15 protein-coding genes are annotated in these 16,966 nt (G+C 71.1%); 1 reads left to right on the top strand and 14 read right to left on the bottom strand.

Annotated elements, in window-relative coordinates; all coding sequences use genetic code 11:
- Positions 1 to 15: 15 nt before the first annotated feature.
- From NS4_RS05100 to NS4_RS05040, 13 genes are all read right to left on the bottom strand, one after another.
- The gene (locus NS4_RS05100; protein ID WP_063058263.1) at positions 16 to 684 is read right to left on the bottom strand and encodes a hypothetical protein; all 669 of its coding nucleotides are present in this window, start codon (positions 682 to 684) and stop codon (positions 16 to 18) included.
- A 418-nt stretch (positions 685 to 1,102) separates the two neighbouring features.
- A complete protein-coding gene (locus NS4_RS05095; protein WP_063058428.1) occupies positions 1,103 to 2,230 on the bottom strand; it encodes a glycosyltransferase in 1,128 nt (375 codons plus the stop codon).
- Positions 2,231 to 2,316: 86 nt separating this feature from the next.
- Positions 2,317 to 3,648, bottom strand: a complete 1,332-nt coding sequence (locus tag NS4_RS05090) for a glutamate-1-semialdehyde 2,1-aminomutase (RefSeq protein ID WP_063058427.1) — start codon at positions 3,646 to 3,648, stop codon at positions 2,317 to 2,319.
- Positions 3,649 to 3,668: 20 nt separating this feature from the next.
- Entirely contained in the window at positions 3,669 to 4,229 is a 561-nt protein-coding gene (locus tag NS4_RS05085; RefSeq protein ID WP_063058425.1) for a YdcF family protein, read from the bottom strand.
- Position 4,230: 1 nt separating this feature from the next.
- A complete protein-coding gene (locus NS4_RS05080) occupies positions 4,231 to 5,610 on the bottom strand; it encodes a glycosyl hydrolase family 28-related protein (RefSeq protein ID WP_245665076.1) in 1,380 nt (459 codons plus the stop codon).
- A complete protein-coding gene (locus NS4_RS05075; protein WP_084486761.1) occupies positions 5,607 to 7,070 on the bottom strand; it encodes a hypothetical protein in 1,464 nt (487 codons plus the stop codon). The genes NS4_RS05080 and NS4_RS05075 overlap by 4 nt, the downstream gene beginning before the upstream one ends.
- Positions 7,067 to 8,476, bottom strand: coding sequence for a hypothetical protein (locus NS4_RS05070; RefSeq protein WP_063058261.1), 1,410 nt, complete (start codon positions 8,474 to 8,476; stop codon positions 7,067 to 7,069). The genes NS4_RS05075 and NS4_RS05070 overlap by 4 nt, the downstream gene beginning before the upstream one ends.
- A 24-nt stretch (positions 8,477 to 8,500) precedes the next feature.
- Complete coding sequence (locus NS4_RS05065; protein WP_063058260.1) at positions 8,501 to 9,505, bottom strand: CgeB family protein; 1,005 nt, start codon at positions 9,503 to 9,505, stop codon at positions 8,501 to 8,503.
- Positions 9,502 to 10,974 (bottom strand): lipopolysaccharide biosynthesis protein, encoded by a 1,473-nt coding sequence (locus NS4_RS05060; RefSeq protein WP_084486758.1) that lies wholly within the window; start codon positions 10,972 to 10,974, stop codon positions 9,502 to 9,504. The genes NS4_RS05065 and NS4_RS05060 overlap by 4 nt, the downstream gene beginning before the upstream one ends.
- Positions 10,971 to 12,125 (bottom strand): glycosyltransferase family 4 protein, encoded by a 1,155-nt coding sequence (locus NS4_RS05055; RefSeq protein WP_063058259.1) that lies wholly within the window; start codon positions 12,123 to 12,125, stop codon positions 10,971 to 10,973. The genes NS4_RS05060 and NS4_RS05055 overlap by 4 nt, the downstream gene beginning before the upstream one ends.
- Positions 12,122 to 13,174, bottom strand: coding sequence for a glycosyltransferase family 4 protein (locus NS4_RS05050; RefSeq protein WP_063058423.1), 1,053 nt, complete (start codon positions 13,172 to 13,174; stop codon positions 12,122 to 12,124). The genes NS4_RS05055 and NS4_RS05050 overlap by 4 nt, the downstream gene beginning before the upstream one ends.
- Before the next feature lie 29 nt (positions 13,175 to 13,203).
- A complete protein-coding gene (locus NS4_RS05045; RefSeq protein ID WP_063058258.1) occupies positions 13,204 to 14,040 on the bottom strand; it encodes a glycosyltransferase family 2 protein in 837 nt (278 codons plus the stop codon).
- A 170-nt stretch (positions 14,041 to 14,210) separates the two neighbouring features.
- Positions 14,211 to 15,374, bottom strand: coding sequence for a class I SAM-dependent methyltransferase (locus tag NS4_RS05040; RefSeq protein WP_084486755.1), 1,164 nt, complete (start codon positions 15,372 to 15,374; stop codon positions 14,211 to 14,213).
- 14 nt (positions 15,375 to 15,388) lie between these two features.
- Between NS4_RS05040 and rfbC the strand changes: the two genes are divergently transcribed.
- Positions 15,389 to 15,952, top strand: coding sequence for a dTDP-4-dehydrorhamnose 3,5-epimerase (gene rfbC, locus NS4_RS05035; RefSeq protein WP_063058257.1), 564 nt, complete (start codon positions 15,389 to 15,391; stop codon positions 15,950 to 15,952).
- Here rfbC and NS4_RS05030 read toward each other — a convergent pair.
- A complete protein-coding gene (locus NS4_RS05030) occupies positions 15,936 to 16,964 on the bottom strand; it encodes an NAD-dependent epimerase/dehydratase family protein (protein WP_063058256.1) in 1,029 nt (342 codons plus the stop codon). The genes rfbC and NS4_RS05030 overlap by 17 nt on opposite strands.
- Positions 16,965 to 16,966: the final 2 nt, after the last annotated feature.

The following is a 16,966-nucleotide window of genomic DNA, read 5'->3' as shown; positions in this document are numbered from 1 at the left end:
GGGCACGGCCGCCGTTCAGACGACGGCGGCGGCCCGGGTCTGCGCGTAGGTGATGACCTCCTCCGCGAACTCCGAGGCTGTGCGGTGGGCGAAGCAGGTGCGCAAGCGGTGGATCGCCGTGTCGAGCTCGGGTCCGGGCCCGCGGTCGGCGAGCAGCACGACGATCGCCTCCCGGGTGCCGATCCGGTCACCGGGTTGGGCCAGGAGTTCGGTCAGGTAGCGGTCGGGGTCGGCGAGCTGGATCGCCCGGCGCGCGTAGGCGTGGACCCGCCGGGGGAGTTCGGTGCGAATGGTGTCGAGATCGGTCTGTAGTGCGTGCCCGCCCGGTTGCTCCGGATCGACCCGCAGCGACCACGGCCGGATGAGTTCCGCGGGCATGCCGTGGTCGTCGATCAGGTCCGGGCCGGTGGCCTCCTCCAGCGGAACCGGGGCCAGACCCAGCCGTTCGTTGCGCCAGTTCTCGAATTCCCACCATGCCCGCGGCGTGGCATCGAGTTGCAGGCCGAATCGCAGGACTTGCTGACCGTCGGCCCAGGTTCGCGACACCCGGGTGCGGCCGACGGACGCGACGCCGCCCGGCTCGACCCGCACCCAGGGGGCATCGGTGCCGTGAAAACCATACGGCTGTAGCAACTTTCCTGTTTCGCGCAGCAGACGCCGCAGTGCCGGATCCGGTCTGACCATTCCGGCAGACTATCGATTCGCCCCGACACTGCCTCGCCCTCGCTCTCGAATTCCACCCCGCGTGCCCGCCGCTTCGCGACGGCCGAGACGAGATCGGACACGATCCGGCGCACCTCGCACCACCCGGACGCTCAGGCGCTGGCCCGTTCGAGGTTGCGATTCGGTTGCGCTCGGTTCCGGGCGCGCCCGTATGTGGCGAGCCGGATCGGCGCCGCTGCCGAGTCCGTGGACCCGGTTCTGGTACGGGCGGTCAGATGTCCTGCCGCTGCAGGGCGCGCGCGGGAGCGGTTGCCGACTGCGCTACAGCCTGCCCGGGCGGTGGCATCGGCCGACGTAATCCTTTGCGATACCACGATATGCGCATCAAAACATGATTTTTCGACCAGCCGATCGGCTGTCCGCCATGCGATCGAAAGATCTACGGAATGGATGGGTTCGAGCTCATGAGCACCTGGGTCACCGTTTCCGCCATCCGAGCGCGGAACACCGGGGGAGCGAACGATTCCGCGTGTGCGCGGATCCCGGCCGGGTCCAGATCGGTGGTGGACCGATCGCGGAGGGCGGCCGCGAAACCGTCGATCACCTCCTCGTCGGCACCCCCCGCGATATGTCCGCCGGTGCGCCCGGGGATCACTGTGTCCAGGGCGCCCCCCGCTCCGACCGCGAGGACGGGCGCCCCGCAGGCCATCGCCTCCACCGGCACGATGCCGAAATCCTCCACCCCGGGCATGAGCAGGGCGTGGCAGCGGCGGTACATATCGGCCAGGACGGCGTCCGGGGTGGCGCCCAGGAAGGTGGTTTCCGGACCGGCGATCGCCTCCAGCCGGCGGCGGTAGCGGCCGTCGCCGACCACGACCAGGCGCAGGCCGGCCCGTTGGGCGGCACGGATGGCCAGGTCGGGGCGTTTGTAGGGGACCAGTCGGCCGGCGAACAGGAGGAAATCCTCGCGCGGTACCGCCGGATCCGCGGCGAAGCGGTCCAGGTGTACCGGGGGGTAGACGACCGTGGCGGGCAGTCCCCACCAATCCCGCACCCGGTCGGCCACCGCACGGCTGTTCGCGACCACCGCCGCGAGCCGGGGTGCCGCGGCGGTCTCGGTACGCCGGGCCAGCACACCGAGTGCGGCGAGCGCGGCGCGCCCGGCGGGGCCGTCGGCTTCGCGGGCACGGAACGCGGGGTCCCAGGCCCAGCGGGCGGGGCTGTGTACGTAGGCGATCACGGGCGCGTCGGTGGCGAAGACCGCCTGGGTCGCGAAGGCATGATGGCTGATCACCACCGCGTCGTACTCCGCGCGCAGGGGGAGGCGGCGCAGTGCTCGGGGGACCAGCGGCAGCAGTGGCGCGTGGGACCGCTTACCGGTGAGCTCGTAGAGGCGGGACAGCCGGGTTCCGGAGACGGTGTCCCACGGTGGGTGCGCGATCGCCGGGGCTGCGGCGGGATCGACGATCGGTGCGAACACCCGGGCGTCCGGCCAGGTCCGGCACAGTTCCCCGACGACCGCTTCCGACCCGCCGTATTCGGTGAACCGTTCGTGCACGATCGCCAGCCTGGGGGCACCCGGCCGGTCGGGCGCAGTCGGCCGGGTGCCGGGGTTGCGGTGCGTTACCGGGCCGGGGCTGGCAGGGTTCGCGGTCACCGGGCGACCTCCGTGAACAGGCGGCGGGGTGCGGCGTGGGCACGCAGCGCGGGAGCCACCGGGCGGCCTACGAGCAGGCCGGTGACCGTGCCCTGGTCGAGGGCCCGTCGGTAGATCGTGGCGGCGTGGCGGCAGGCCTCGATCGTGTGGTCGATATCGCGGTCGGTATGCGCGGCGGATGTGACGAACGATTGCCCGAGTACGCCCTGGCGCAGTAATTCCTGCAGGAAGAGTGTGCGGAACTCCTGCGACGGGTTGCCGTCCGGATCGAGTGTCCGGAACAGCAGGCACGATGGGCGTCCGGCGAGACACAGCCGGTCGCCGATACCCAGTTCGGCGGTGATCTCCTCGATCCCCGTCCGCAGTCGCCGGCCGGCGGCCTCCATCCGGCCCACCGGGTCGGTGGTGGCGTAGGCGTGGACGACGGCCCGGAAGGCGGCCAGCCCACCGGTTTCCGGGCCGTGGGTGGTCGACAGTAGGAACACCCGGTCCGCGTCGGTCCGCAAACCGCCCAGTTCGAGGTATTCCCGGCGCCCGGCGAGGGCGGCGATCGGGAAACCGTTACCCATCGCCTTGCCCCAGCACGACAGATCCGGCACCACGCCGTACACCTGCTGCGCCCCGCCGGCCGCCCACCGGAACCCGGTGATCATCTCGTCGAACACCAGCAGCGTTCCGTATCGGTCGCACAGCTCTCGTACGCCGAGCAGATAGCCGGGCGGAGGTTCCTGCAGCGCGGTCGCGGCTTCCATGATCACGCAGGCGATCTCGCGCCCCGCCAGCACGCTTTCCAGGGCGGGCAGGTCCCCGTAGGGGAAGGAGATGGTCGGCTGGGGTGGGATTCCGGCCGACATGGCGGTGGTCCCGATGAACCAGTCGTCCACGGAGAAGAAGGGCTGCGCGCAGACGGCGACGGTGATCCGGTCGGTTACCGCGCGCGCCAGCCGCACCGCTGCGGTGGTGGCATCGGAGCCGTTCTTGGCGAATTTCACCATGTCCGCGCCGGGGACCAGTGCCAGGAAGTCCTCGGCGGCGGACAGTTCGGTGACCGTGGGCCGGGAGAAGCTGACGCCGTCGGCCACAGCGGCGGTCACCGCGTCGACGACCGGGCGGTAGCCGTGCCCGAGCGTCACCGACCGCAGGCCCATCCCGTACTCCACGAATTCGTTGCCGTCGCAATCGGTGACGCGGCAGCCTCGGCCGCGCACCAGTACCGGCGCCATCTGCTCGGGGTATTGGTCGGCGCCACGGGCATAGGTGTGCGCGCCGCCGGGCACCAGGTCGTGCAGCCGCGCCTGGACGCCGGCGCTGCGGCCGAAATCGGTGATCACACTCGCTCCTTCGCGGCTCAGCAGCCGGATTCGGTGAAGGCCTTGAGGTATCCGGCGGTCTGCCGTACATACATCCAGGCCTGGAACACGGGGTCGGTACGGCTCGGGCTGGCGATCATGGTGAGTTCACCGTCGAAGCAGCGGCCGACGATATAGCGGGCCCGGGAGACGTGCGGGGTGAAGGTGACGACGATGATGTGCCGCCAGCCGCCCGCCTCCGCCCGGCGGCGGATCTCCTGGGCCTCCCCGCGGGTGGTCCACGGGTGGGGTTCGAAACAGGTCACCCGGAACGGGTATCCGGTGCCGCAGTATCGGTCCATCCGTGGATCGTCGAGGCCGGTGGACGCGGCGATCAGCAACTCCGGCGCCCACTGTTGCCGGGCCAATTCGAGTCCGACATCGAATCGTTCGTACGGGGTCCCGCCGAGCACCACGATGGCGTCGGCGCGGCGGAGCGGGTCCACCTGCGGTCGTACGAACACCGGCCATCCGGCGACCGCGGCCAGGGTCGCCAGGACGACGAAGGCGGCCGCGACCCGCCACCGCCGTCGACGGGTTCCCGGGACGTGCGCGGTCATCTCAGCGCACCGGGCGGTCGCGACCCAGCGGCGCGGTGCGCAGGGCACCGTCGGGGGCGACCACGAGGCGCCAGTACCCGCCGTCGGGATCCCGCAGGATGACACCGGCGTCGGCATGGTCGGACAGCCACGCCCCACTGGCCAGCACCGAAGCCAGGCCCGCACCGTCGGGGGCGACGGCACGCAAAATCTCCTCCGCGCCCTCGGCGCGGGCGGTGACCGGACCGGTGAATGTCGGACGGTGGGTCTGGCCGCGGCCCAGGACCTGCCAGTTGCTGGGGAACACCCGTGGGCCGATTTCGGTCCCCGCGCCGGAGATGAGATTCACCGCGATCCCCTCCGGGCAGCCGGCCTCGGCGATCCGCAGTTCGACCGGGCTGCCGCCGGGGTCGGCGTCGAATGCGATATTCGCCAGATACGGTTGCCGGCAATAGATCAGGTCGATATCGCATGAACGCGCCGCGACTTTGCAGTTCACCATGCCGAACTGGGACGGCCCGCCCTTGCCCGCGGTGCCGACCTGTACCGCGATATCGGAGCCCTCGAACCACACATTGGTAAGCCACCAGTTGTTTGCGGCGCCGTCGACGAACAGGTGACGGTCGGTGGTCGCCGGGTCGTTGTCGGAGACGAATTCGACGTTGGTGAGCGACAACCCGGCGTTGTGGTCGTTGCCGGTACCGAGCACCCCGATGCGGTTACCGGAGAACTTCGAGGAGGTGACGTAGTTCTGGATACAGGAGGTCGCCAGGCCGACACCGAAATTGTTGATATCGCAGTCGATGAACGAGGTGCCGCCGGTGTTCGCCTCCAGCACCACACCCGTCTGCGCGGCATAGCGGGGATAGTTGTCGGCGAGGTGGTTGCCGCGGATGAGGACGGTATCGAAACTGCAGCGGAAGCATTCGGTGAGCCGGACCGCGGTCGCCTGCGGGCCGGAGAGATAGAGCCCCATGCGCGCGAACCGGACCCGCTGTTTGCCCTCCAGATCGACCAGGGTGGTGTCCTGGTCGCAGAACACCGTGGTCACATCGGCGCCGTCGCCGTAGACGACGGAGTGGTCGGGCAGGTCGGGCCAGGCGGTGACCCGGTACTCGCCGGCGGGTAGATACACCACCGGTGGAGCGCCGTCGGTGCGGCACGCGGCGGCCAGCGCCTCGGTATCGTCGGCTTCCCCGTCGCCGACCGCGCCGAACGCGCGGATATCGCGCACGGTCGGCGAGGCGGTGCCGGTCGCCAGCACGATGGGCGCCGGCGGGCCCGACGCGGTCAATGGGATTGTGACGGCCCCGATTCCGGCGGCGCCCAGGCTCGCCGCGAGCAGATCGCGCCGCTGGATCCGCCGCTTCCCGTCTTCCCGGCGCGTTCGATGTTCGCTCACGACCGCCGCCACCAGGTCCGGCGGGGCGTTACCGCGGCCACCCCGGATACGGTGGCACCGGCCGCGGTGAGCGCGGTCAGCGCCGACTCGATCCGGTCGCGCCGGCCGCTACCGAGCCGCACCACCGCGACAGTGCCGGCTGCCTTCGGCGCGACGGCCGGGGCGTCGGCGGAGGAGACATCGACGATCACCCGGTCGAAGCGTTTCGCGACCTCGCCGAGAATGGTCTCGAACCGAGTCGAGGCCAGCAGATCCGGCGTGCGTTCGTCGGAGCTGCCCAGGGCCAGGACGACCACCGATCGCTGGGGCCAGAGCACGAAGGCCTCGTCGAGATGGATATCTTCGCGCAGGATGGCGACCAGTCCGTCCGCCGCCCGCGCGCCGGTTTTGGTGGGGATCGCGGCCGCCGGCAGCTCGTCGAGGGCGGCGACCGGCTTGGTACGCAGATCGAGTTTGACCGTCGGGGGGTCGAAGATCTCACCGCGGATCGCCGCGGAGGTGCGACCGGAAGCGGCGGTCACCAGCTCCCGGGCCTGCTTCCCCTCCCGGACCGGCCAGTCGCCGGTCGTCGCGGGCGACTGGAGGACGGATTCGGGCAGCAGGGTCGAGACACCGTGACCGGTCGTGTTCGCATCGATCACCAGAACCTGTGCGCCGGTGGCACCGAGCACCGATGCCGAGCCGAGGACGAGGGCGGGTTCGGGATCGGCGTCCAGTGCCGTGAAGATCAGCGGTTTCGCCTCGGGTAGTCGCGCCCGCAGCGCCCGCAGCTCGGCCGGCTCCCGGTCGGTACCGAGTGCCACCGTGCCCAGTACCGGCTGCCCCAGCGCCGCGAGTTCCGCGCTGTCGCGGACTCGTTTGTTCATGCGGTCCAGCAGGTAGGCCAGGCCCGCACCGAGCAGCAGGCCGGCGAGCGCACCGACCGCGTACAGCCGGGTCCCGCCCGGGCCACTGGCCTCGGCCGGTGCCTGGGCCGCGTCGACGACCGCGACCCGTGCGGCGGGGGCGGCGGTGACCTCGATGGTCTCCAGTTCGTCGACCAGCGCGCGGAACTGGGCGACCACCTGGTCGGTGAGCACCCGGCTGGTCTCGGGATCCTCGTCGGTCACCGAAACCCGCAGCAGCGAGGTCGCCGGCGGGGTGTCGGCGGCGATCGCGGCGCGGAGTTCGTCGCGGTCCAGGTTCAGCCCGAGCTGGCCGATGACCCGGTCCACCACATGGTCGCTGGTGACGAGCTCGAGGTAGGACCGCACCCGCTGCTGGGCGGCCAGACCGCCCTGGTAGGAATCGGCCACCGAGGTACCGGTGGCCATCGATACGTACAGGGTGCTGGTGGCCGTGTAGGTGGTCGGCGTCGATTGGACCTGATACGCCGCCGATCCCACGCCCAGCGCCACACCCGCCAGCAGCACCGCCCAGTAGCGGCGCAGCAGGCGCAGGTAGTCGGGCAGTTCCATCATTGATTTCCTTCACTTCCCACGCTTGCGCCGACCGGTACCGCCACGGGTCCGGCCGCTGGTTGTCCGTCGGGTTCGCCGGGCGGTCCGTGTATGCGCCGCCACTGGCCCACGGCCAGCCGGACCAGCCAGGCCAGCACCACGACCTGCAGATATTTTCCGAGAGTTTCGGCGCTGCCGAGCATGCCGCGTTCGAAGACGACCGGCACCTCGATCAGCGCGATACCGAACAGCACCGGTACCAGATGCCGTGCGTACAGCGACCGCGCCCAACCCACCAGGACGACCGCGGTGAACGTGACCCCGACGACCACCCCCGGCAGGCCGCCGATCACATAGCCCTCGCTGATATTGCCCTCCGCCAGCGATACCGACACCTGGCTCATATCCACCGAGGCGCCGCGCACCTCGCTCGCCCAAGCGGTTCCGGCGTGCAGCTTTTCCTCGGCCAGCAGTTGCGCCGGCACCATGCTGCGCGCCAGATGCCCGATCACCTCGCCGGGGCTCAACCATGAGTGCGGCCCCACGTAGTAGGCGTCGGTGGCGGCCTCGAGCAGGTCGAACCGGCGCAGCAGGCTGAGGAACGGGCGCACCCCGTCGGGGTAGGCTCCGTCCACTGCGGCCGCTTCGGCGCGTAGATACGGTGAGGTCTTCAGCGACTGCAGCCAGTCGAAGCCGGCGATACCGGTCACCGAGACCGCCCCGATACCGAGCACTTTGCCCCGGGTCCAGCCGGTCAGTGCGAAACGCACCGCGACCGCCAGCGCGGCGCCCAGGATCGGCGTCTTCGATTCAGTGGCCGTGGTCCACCACAGTTCACCGGCCATCAGCACGCCCAGCACCGCGATGGTGCCGGACTGCCGGGGCGGACGGACGAAAACGATCAATCCGAGCGCGCCCAGGATGGCGGGCATGGTGAGCAGGCTGAGCACCGGTGAGGCGCTCTGCACATCGCCGGCCTGCCCGGCGGCGCCGGTGGCCACGCTGACCAGCCGGGCGAAAGTGCCCAGGACGTAGAGGACCCACAGGGTGGCGATCAGATCCGGATCGCCGGCCAGCGGCGCCCGTCCCGGCCGGGGCCGGCTCCGGGTCCACAGCGCGAAAACCAGCACGATCAGCGCGTAGACGGTGAGACCGAACGCCACCGGACGCAACGCGGCCTCGATCCCCACGTCGTACCCGATCTCCGCCAGCCGCGGATCGGCGACATTGTCACCGAAATGCGGGTCGGGTCGTACCGTCAGCAGCACCACCGGGCGGGCGACATAGGACATCGCCCAGTACACCGCCTGCGCGATCAGCAGCACGCGCAGGACACCGTGGGTGAGCAGGGCGGCGCACACCATGGTCGCCAGTGCCGCGACAACGACCAGCAGCGGCCCGTTCGAGGTGATCAGGTCCGGGATCATCGGCACCGTCGCGCGATCCGCGGTTCAGTCCAGCGCACGCAGGATCTCCTTCGCCCGGTCGGTATAGGTGTGACCGCCCTCGATGATCCGGCGGTACCCGGCCTCGGCGGTCTTGGCCGCCTGATCCGGGTACAGCGCACAGCGTTCCAGGATCTCGTCGAGTTCGTCGCGGCTGGAGAACAGGAAGGCCTCGGTGCCGTCGTCGAGCAGTTCGGCGTGCTCGTCGGTGCGCTCGCCGACGAACAACCCACCCGAGGCCGGCACCTCGAAGGTGCGGCAGGTGTGGGTGTCGCGGTTGGCGGAGTTGAGCAGCACCAGGTTCGCGGTCACCGACGCCACCGCGATCGCGAAATCCTCGCCGTACACCGGTCCCGCGACCGCCGCGCGGGTGGTCTGCAACTGGCGTACCCGCCGCCAGCCCGGCCCGCGTACCAGCAGCTGGGACCCGTAGGTGCGGGCCAGCGACACCATGCCGGGCCGGCGGTCCGGGCGGCAGGCGCCGATGAAACCGACCAGGAACTGCCGGGTTCCGCGCCGGGCCGCGGGATGATGCCAGGCCGGATCGTAGGCGCTGCGTACGAACAGCGTCCGGGAGACACCGCGGCCGGTGAGTTCGGGCAGGTTGTGGCGTTTGGTGGTGACCACCATGTCCCATTCGGACTCGTGCGCGAGATAGTCCGCGGTGGTGTTGGCCGGATTCGAGACGTCATCGGGGCTGTAGTGGACATGGTGCGCCGCCGGGATCTCCAGCAACCGGGCCTGGTCGAGATACACCGATTTGAAACCGAACACCAGGTCCGGGTGTAGTTCGGCGGCGGCCCGCTCCAGCCGGGTGTGCACCCGGTCCACCGTCCACGGCGCCCGGCGCTCACCGGTTTTCGCGTACAGCCACGACGGCGACAGCCGCGGCGGCAGGGTCACCGGTGTGGAGTCGACCACGATCACCTCGTGGCCGAGCCGGCGGAACCCCTCGGCGAGCGAGCGGGCGTTACTGCCCAGCCAGTCGTCGCCGACGAACAGAATCCTCATCGCGTCCCTCTCCTCTGCGCACCATCGGGCAGCGCAGCGCCCGCGGTGCGTTCCCGCACGATCAGTGCGCGCATCCGCGCGAGATACCAGATCGCCACCGCGAATTCCGCGGCCACGATCCCGGCCGCCAGCGTCCACACCGAATGGGTGCGCAGGGTGAGCAGCAGCGCGCAGCCCGCCACGACGGTGCCGGTGGCCGAACCGATCAGCACTCCGACGGTGTCCTGCCGGACCGGCAGGACCGCGGTGGTGACGAACGAGGTGACGGTGGTGGCCGGCAGGATCAGTGCCTCCAGCCGCAGTACACCGGCCGCGCCGCCGAACTCGTCGCCGAACACCAGCCCGATGACCAGCGGCGCCGCCACCCACAGCGCCGCGGTCGCGACACACGCCGCCGCCACACAGACCCCGAGCGCGCGCAGCGCGTCCGGCCAGAACCGCTGCTCACCACTACGTTTGGCCATCCGCGGCAGCAGCGCGAAACCGATCGGGTCCAGGAGCGACTGCACCGCCCGCACCAATCGGTCCGCAGCGGAGTACAGGCCGAGCGATGCCGCGTTCAGCACCGCGCCGTAGACGGCGGCCGCGCCCTGCCCGTAACTGGTGGTCAGCAGCCTTCCCGTGACAACGGGCAATGCCGCGCGGATCAGTTTCCACGCCCCGCGCGGACGACCGGGCGGACCGAACGCACGCCAGGTGTCCCACCAGGTCAGGGCGAGGCTGATCACCGAGGAGGCGAGCAGGCACAGCATCGCCATCGCGGCGGTCGGGAACCGGGGCAGCAGGGTCAGCAGCGCGACGAGATAACCCACCCGCGCGATCGACTGGTACAGCGTCGATGCGCCGAACCGGCCCTGGCCGATCAGCACCCAGTCCTCCGACATCGACCAGAAGCCGCCGACGAACAATCCCAGCAGCACCATGCCCAGGTAGTCCGGCGCGCCCGCGGGCACCGCCGTCACCAGCGCCACCGCGAGCACGCCGAGGATGCCGCCGCGGATCGCCAGGTAGGTGCCGCGGGTGTGGTTCACCACCTCCCGGTCGGTACCGGATTCCTGAATGCGCGCGGCCAGGTAGGAGGTGATACCCAGGTCGACGATCAGCGAGCCGAGGAAGTACGCCGACATCCCGATGGCCAGCAGTCCCATGCCGGAGGCGCCGAGCAGCCGCGCGATCAGCGGCAGTGTCGCCACCGTAACCAGGTATTGGCCGTATTTGCCGAAGCTGACATAGGCGATATCGCGCAGGACCGTCGCCAGCTCCCGCAGCCGCGCCGCCCTGGTCCGCGGCCCCGCCTCCGCCGGCGGGATCGTCGTGATCACCGGCAGTTTCTCGGTCGGCCAGTCGGAGAAGGCCGGGATGATCTCGGTCGGCAGGTCGTAGTCGGGAACCCGCAGGCCGTCCACCGACACCGGATAGTGGCGGTGGACGATACGGATCGGAATGGTGTGCGGGTCGGCGAGGTTCATCGTGCGCGCCCCGCCCCCCGGCCGGTGACCTGTTCGAGCAGCCCGGTAACCGCCCGGGCGGTGGCCGCGATCCCGAAATCGGCGCTGCGTTCCCGCGCTGCCGCACCCAGCCGGCTGCGCAGTCCAGGGTCGGCGATGAGCCGGTCCAGCGCGGCCGCGAGCGCGGCGGGGTCGCCGGGTGGGGTCAGCAGGCCGTCGACCTCCGGCCGCAGGATTTCGGCCGGACCCCCCGCGTCCGCCGCCACGACCGCGCACCCGGCGGCCATGGCCTCCACTACCACCTGTCCGAAGGGTTCGGCGAGCACCGAACAGTGCACCGCGATATCGGCCCGGGCGAAGTAGGGGCCCGGATCGTCTACGTGACCGGTGAATTCGACCGGCAGTCCGAGCGCGGCGGCCGTCTGCTCCAGTCGCGCGCGGTAGTCCTGTTCGCCGAAGAACGTGCCGCCCACCAGCTGGACGTCGGCGGGCCTGTGGCGCAGGAGGGGGAGTGCCCGCAGCAGGACCTCCTGCCCTTTCCACGGGGTGAGGCGTCCGACCATGGCGATACGTACCGCGTCCGGATCGCGCTGGGCGGCCCGGTGCGGGGTCGCGAAGGGCTCGACGCCCGGGTGGGCGATCACCGCGACCCGGCCCCGGGTGTAGAGGGTGCGCAGGGTGGACCGGCTGTTGGCGACGATGCCGCGTGCGACCGTCCAGCCCAGCGCCCGCAGCGCGAACGCCAGGACGCGGCCGAAATATTCGCCGCTGACCCGGTCGTGGACCTGCCATACCAGCGGCACTCCGGCGCGCCGGGCGGCCACGGCACCCATCAGCAGGGCCTTCGTGCTCTGCGCGACCACCACATCGGCGCCCTCGGCGCGGACGATCGTCGCGAGCCGGGCACCGAGCCGCACCAGGCCGGCCGCCCCGGCGAGCAACCGCAGCGGCCCGGAGCCGCCGACGGTCAGCGAGCGGCTGTCGAACGCGTTGCCGCATACCGTGACCGGTATCCGGTGGGCGCGAAACCGGTCGACCAGCGGCCCGGGGGCGGTGAGCAGCATGGATGCGTCCACCGTGCCGCCCGCGCGCAACGCGGTCAGCAGCCGCAGTGTCGCGAGTTCGGCACCGGAAGGTGCGGCGGTATGGGAGAGGAACACGGCGCGGATCATCCGGTCAGCTCCCGGTAGAGGGCGATATGCCGGTCTGCGGCCGCCGTCCACGAGAAGGTCTCGGCGTGCGCCCGGCAGCGGCCGGGGTCGGGAACCGCGCCGTCGAGCGCGGCGGCCAGCCGGGCGGCCAGCGCGCCGGCATCGCCCGGGGCGACGATCAGCGACGGGTCCAGGCCGCGGACCGAATCCGGCAGGCCGCCGCACGCGGTGACGACCGGCGCGCGGCCCGCCGCCAGCGATTCGAGCGCGATGAGCCCGAAACCCTCCAGCGCCACCGACGGCACCACGGTGACCGTGGCCCGCCCGTACCAGCCGGTGAGTTCGGCGTCGGTGATCCGCCCGGTGAAGGTGACGCCCGATCCCGGATCGCCTGCCTGTGCGCGCAGCGATGCCTCGGCCGTACCGGTGCCGACCAGTACCAACCGGGCCTCCGGATGGGCGGACCGCACCGCGGGCCAGGCCCGCAACAGCACATCGATACCCATCCGGTGTTCCAGCCGGCGCACGCACAGCACCAGCGGCGCGGCGTCGGGCAGGGGAGTGGGGCGGAACCGGTCCAGGTCGACACCCGGCGCGATCACGGCCACCCGATCCGGTCGTACCCGGTAGTCGTGCACCAGCAGGTCCCGAAAGTGCTCGGACAGGACGACGAACCGATCGGCCGGCCGGGCGCGCAGCCGTTCCAGTGCGTACTTCACGCCGGCGGCCGGCGCACTGCCGCCGGCCGCCCGGCTCTCCGCCGCCCACGGCCCGTGGAAGTGCACCACCAGATGCCGGGTGCCGGCAGCGGGCGGTCCGTACAGCGCGAAATGCCGGTCCAGCACGGTCGTCCGGCCGGATGCGGCGGGCCGGTCGTCCCGGTACGCGGTCCGCGCGCGACGCCACGTGGAGCCCCCGACCGGTCCCCACGACAGCCCACCCGCCGGCGCGTCGCCGAACGCGGCGGCCGAGACCTCGATCTCGGGCCGGTCGGTCAGTGCGGCGAAGAGGTCGGTGAAGTAGCGGTTCAGCCCGCCCGCCGCGGCCCCGAACCACTCCGAGCCGGTCATATGGACCCGCGGCGGCGCGGCCGTCGCGCTCATCGGCGCGATCCGATCCGGGCCCGGGCGAACTGCGCCGCCCGCACCCCCAATCGCTCCAGCGCCGTCCGCGCCAGCCGCAGATCGCCGATGGTCACATCCACGGGCGAGACCAGCAGCGGGCAGTCCCGCGCCAGGCGGTGGTGGAAACGCAGGGTCTCGCTGAGTTTGCTCACCGTCGAGGTGCGCGCGCAGAGATTGAACGACGAGGCCCGCCAGGCCGCCGCCACCTCGGGCATACCGAAGAACAGTCCGAACTGCCCGACCCGCGCGAACAGATCGACATCCATGGGGAACACCAGGTCTCCGCGCAGTCCGCCGACCCGGTCGAAGTGTTCGCGCCGGAACATCGCGGCGGCGGTGGGGCCGAAATCGGCGGGGCCGCGCCGCACGATGGTGCGGGCCAGTGTTCGGGAGGTGCGGACTCCGTCCAGACCCGGCAGGCCGAGCCCGGTCTCCACCAGTTCTCCCTGTTCGTCGATCACCTGGAAACGGCTGGAGCTGATGGCGAAAGCCGGATCGGCCATCACCTCGAGCTGTGCGGCCAGCGAACCCGGCAACAGGATATCGTCGGCGCAAACCACTTTCACCAGGTCTCCGGTGGACAGCGCGATCGCGCGATTCCAGTTGTCGCCGATAGCCAGCGTGGTGGCGTTGCGTTCCACCCGGATCCGCGGATCGTGGAAGGACGCGGCGATCTCGCCGGTGGCGTCGGTGCTCGCGTTGTCGAGCACCAGCAGTTCGAAGTCGACATCCTGACTCAGAATCGAACGCAGCGTCTGTTCGAGTGTCCGCGCGGCCTCGTAGGCCGGGACACAGATCGACACGCTGACCACTGGTGATCCTTTCGATGGAATGGGAGGGGTACGCCGGGGGATGCCGGCGTATCCGAGGCAACGGTTTTCTGTCCGTGGATCGGTGCGCTCCGATCGGCGGAACGTGTGGTTTCGAGGGACCGTCCGGGGTGCGAAGGAGCAGTGGTCCGCACGCCCGAGGGCTGTGGGTACTACCGGATGGGCCGCTCCCGCACCGGGCCGGCCGGCTCGTCGGTGAACCAGCGTCCGGCCAGTTCCGGGAAACACTCGGAAACCTCGGGGAGCAGGTCGGGGACCGTCAGCAGCACCCGATCGGGACTGGCGGCGACGAGGTCGGCGGGGGCGATGATCGGTACGTCCGTCCCCGGCATCCGCCGGCCCTGTTTGGCCGGTGCCGCATCGGCAACCCCCGCCAGCAGCTCACGCCGCACCCCCGCCCGGCAGAACAACGCCACCGCGCGCGAGGCCGCTCCATAGGCGTAGACACGCTCGCCGCGCGCCGCCGCGGTTTCCAGTGTGGCGCGCAGGCTCTCGGTGTGCCGGTCGGCCGCTCGTTGCAGATCGCGCAGCGCGGCCGGTTCGGCCGTCGCGGCCTCTCTGTCCAGGACCCGTCGCACCGCCGCACCGGGTTCGGCGGTGCCATGCACCGCCGCCAGCAGCACTGTGCCCCCGTACAGGTCGAAGTCCCACGCGTCCACCACCGACATTCCGGCGCCGCGTAGCAGCTCACGCAGTGCGGACAGGGAGTAGTACGCGAAATGGCCGTGCCGCAGCGCGTTCCACTGACCTTGTGTCACGATCGTGTGCAGCGGGTGGTACTGCAGCAGCAATACGCCGGTGGGCGCCGTGGCCGCCGCCCGGCCGGCCACGGCCGCCGCCTGATCGCGGTCGTGCATGAGACCGAACGAATCCAGCACCACATCGGCGGGTCCGCCGGAAACGGCGAAACCGCGCTCGGCCAGCAACTCCAGCCAGCTGCCTCCGTGCGGGCTGGCGAACTCACACACGGTGCGGCCCCGCAGCAGGCCGGCGTCGGCGACCCGCGCCACCGCGTCGGCGGCCTGATCGCGCAGAGCCCGCGGCTCCACGCCGCGCGGTTCGGCGGTGACTGTGTCGTCGTGCGCCAATTGCGCCAGCCCGCAGCCGCGGCAGAGCACCATCGACAGGGGGTGGGCGGCCTCCTCCGGCAGCGGGGCGGTATCCGCCGGCGGAAAATGATCCGCCGCCGGCATCGCCCCGAGATCCAGTACCGTCACCAGCTCCGCGCCACGGCAGGCCCGGCAACCCGGTGGGTCGGCCGGCGGTGGCTCGAGCAGGGCCGCGCGTCCGCCGCGCGCCGTATCGGGTCCGCTCATGGCACCATCACCCGGTGCGAATCGAACAGGCGGACCTCGCCGATGTGCTGATCCTGGTGCCCGAACCCTTCCGCGATGCCCGCGGCCTGTTCACCCGCACCTTCGACACCGAGATCTTCGACTCCCACCTCGGTCCCGGCGCGTCCGCGGCGTTCGTGCAGGATTCGCAGTCGCGGTCGGCGCGCGGGGTGGTGCGCGGTATGCACGGGCGCGGCGGGCGCGGTGAGGCCAAACTGGTGCGCTGCGCGCACGGCGCGGTGCACGACATCCTCGTCGATATCCGGCCCGATTCGCCCACCTTCGGTCGCAGCCAGGCGTTCCTGCTCGACGACGCGGAGTTCCGGCACCTGTACGTACCTGCGGGGTTCCTGCACGGTTTCCAGGCGCTCACCGATACCGCGGACGTGTGCTACCGCATCGACCGCCCGCACGATCCGGCCGAGGACCTCGCCGTCGCCTACGACGACCCCGATCTGGCGCTGAGCTGGCCACAGGAGGTCACGCTGGTCTCCGCCCGTGACCGGGCCGCGGGCAGCTGGCGGGAACTGCTGACAACACACCTCACACACCGGTCCTGACCCGCCGCAGCGTCTCGTCCACCACGCCCGATTCACCCAGTTGCCGCAACCGCGCCAGGCGCACGAAACGGCCCGAGAAATCGGCCGCGGTCAATCCGCCGGCGGTGTACTCGGCGTAGAGCTGCGCGGCCCCCTCGGGAATGCTCCAGCGCGCCTCGAACCCCAGCTCCCGGCGCGCCGCGCCGAAATCGACCCGGTAGGAGCGCGGATCGGCCCCCGACTCCCCGGTGATCAGCACCTCGGAGCCGGGCACCACGTCCGCGACGGCCTGCGCGATCTCGGCGACGGTGCAGTTGTTGGTCTCGGTGCCGATGTTGTAGGCCCGGGCGTGGATCGCCGCGACCGGCGCCTCCAGGCAGACCGCGAAAGCTTCGGCGATATCCACGGCGTGCACCAGCGGCCGCCACGGCGTGCCGTCCGAGAGCACCTTCACCACGCCGTCGAGAACGGCATGGCCGACCAGATTGTTGAGCACGATATCGGCACGCAGCCGCGGCGAGAACCCGAACGCCGTCGCATTGCGCAGGAACACCGGTGCGAAACGGTCGTCCGCCAGCGCCACCAGATCGTCTTCCACCCGCACCTTGCTCTCGGCATAGGGGGTGAGCGGGCGCAGCGGTGCGCTCTCGTCGACCAGCCCGTCGCCGGCCGCGCCGTAGACCGAGCAGGTGGAGGCATACAGGAAGCGGCGCACCCCGGCCTCCTTGGCGAGCCGGGCCAGCCGCACCGACGCGTGATGGTTGATGTCGTGGGTGATCTCGGGGACCAGGGCGCCCAGCGGATCGTTGGACAGTGCCGCGAGGTGCACCACGGCGTCGAAGCCGGCGAGCTGCTCGATCGTCACATCCCGCAGGTCCACGGCGTGTCCCGGCGGGTCCTGCGGTGCGGGACCCAGGACGCAGTCGGCGAACCAGCCGGCGTCCAGTCCGATCACCTCGTGCCCCCGGGCCCGCAGCACCGGAACCATGACGGTGCCGAGATAACCCTGATGACCGGTGACGAGAACGCGCACTC

It is taken from the genome of Nocardia sienata NBRC 100364 (assembly GCF_001613205.1).
In the GTDB taxonomy this organism is placed as follows: Bacteria; Actinomycetota; Actinomycetes; order Mycobacteriales; family Mycobacteriaceae; genus Nocardia; species Nocardia sienata.
The sequence above is the reverse complement of the archived record's forward strand: the minus strand, read 5'-3'. Positions and strand labels throughout refer to the sequence as shown.

What these genes read in the sequence shown, in the direction of transcription:
- NS4_RS05100 (WP_063058263.1), bottom strand. Translation starts at nt 684, where the DNA reads ATGGTCAGACCGGATCCGGCACTGCGGCGTCTGCTGCGCGAAACAGGA.
- NS4_RS05085 (WP_063058425.1), bottom strand. Translation starts at nt 4,229, where the DNA reads ATGACCGCGCACGTCCCGGGAACCCGTCGACGGCGGTGGCGGGTCGCG.
- NS4_RS05075 (WP_084486761.1), bottom strand. Translation starts at nt 7,070, where the DNA reads ATGATGGAACTGCCCGACTACCTGCGCCTGCTGCGCCGCTACTGGGCG.
- NS4_RS05070 (WP_063058261.1), bottom strand. Translation starts at nt 8,476, where the DNA reads ATGATCCCGGACCTGATCACCTCGAACGGGCCGCTGCTGGTCGTTGTC.
- NS4_RS05065 (WP_063058260.1), bottom strand. Translation starts at nt 9,505, where the DNA reads ATGAGGATTCTGTTCGTCGGCGACGACTGGCTGGGCAGTAACGCCCGC.
- NS4_RS05060 (WP_084486758.1), bottom strand. Translation starts at nt 10,974, where the DNA reads ATGAACCTCGCCGACCCGCACACCATTCCGATCCGTATCGTCCACCGC.
- NS4_RS05055 (WP_063058259.1), bottom strand. Translation starts at nt 12,125, where the DNA reads ATGATCCGCGCCGTGTTCCTCTCCCATACCGCCGCACCTTCCGGTGCC.
- NS4_RS05050 (WP_063058423.1), bottom strand. Translation starts at nt 13,174, where the DNA reads ATGACCGGCTCGGAGTGGTTCGGGGCCGCGGCGGGCGGGCTGAACCGC.
- NS4_RS05040 (WP_084486755.1), bottom strand. Translation starts at nt 15,374, where the DNA reads ATGAGCGGACCCGATACGGCGCGCGGCGGACGCGCGGCCCTGCTCGAG.